This is a genomic window from Thalassospira sp. UBA4513, assembly GCF_002388495.1.
GTDB lineage: Bacteria > Pseudomonadota > Alphaproteobacteria > Rhodospirillales > Thalassospiraceae > Thalassospira > Thalassospira tepidiphila.
The window spans coordinates 69297-69999 of the sequence record NZ_DGMR01000019.1; the positions used below are offsets into that span (position 1 = coordinate 69297).

The window sequence follows — 703 nt, forward strand, 5'->3', positions numbered from 1 at the left end:
GGTGACCCCGACAACTTCCTCGCAGTTCTTCTTGGCTGTGACGCAGTTGGCAGTGCGAACCGTGCACAGTGGTGCAACGAAGAGTTCGATAACCTGATTCAGCAGGCAAAAACCACCTCGGACGTTCTCGAGCGTACCCGTCTGTACGAAGAAGCTCAGCTGGTCTTCAAACGCGAAGCACCGTGGGCAACCATCGCACACTCGATCGTGTTCGAACCGATCCGCAGCGAAGTTGTTGACTACAAAATCGATCCGTTCGGTGGTCACATCTTCTATGGTGTAGATCTCGCTGAATAAGCGTATCAAAACGTGATCAGAGAGGCCCGGTTTTCCGGGCCTCTTTGCAATTTCGCAAAAGAGAGAGACGTCCGCCTGCATCCTTATGTATGCGGACACAATAAAGGCCCGATGGCATGCTAGGATTCCTGTTTCGCCGTTTGGGGGACATCATCCCGACCTTCTTCGGTGTCACCCTTTTGGTATTCTTCCTTATCCGCCTCATTCCCAGCGATCCCATCCTTATGATGGCTGGTGAACGTGGTGTCGATGCTGAGCGATATGCAGAGCTTCAGGCTCAGTATGGTTTCGACCAGCCACTGATCGTTCAATATTTCGATTATCTGATGGGCGTATTCCAAGGGGATCTTGGCAAATCCTTTGTCACCAAGAAACCTGTTCTGGACGAATTCCTGACCCTGTTCCC

The 703-nt window shown here is 51.8% G+C and carries 2 pseudogenes; both read left to right on the top strand.

What is annotated here, in order from left to right:
• A pseudogene (locus tag B2T33_RS06895) lies at positions 1 to 297 on the top strand (ABC transporter substrate-binding protein); the annotation flags it as partial.
• Positions 298 to 413: 116 nt separating this feature from the next.
• Positions 414 to 703 (top strand): annotated as a pseudogene (locus B2T33_RS06900) (peptide ABC transporter permease); the annotation flags it as partial.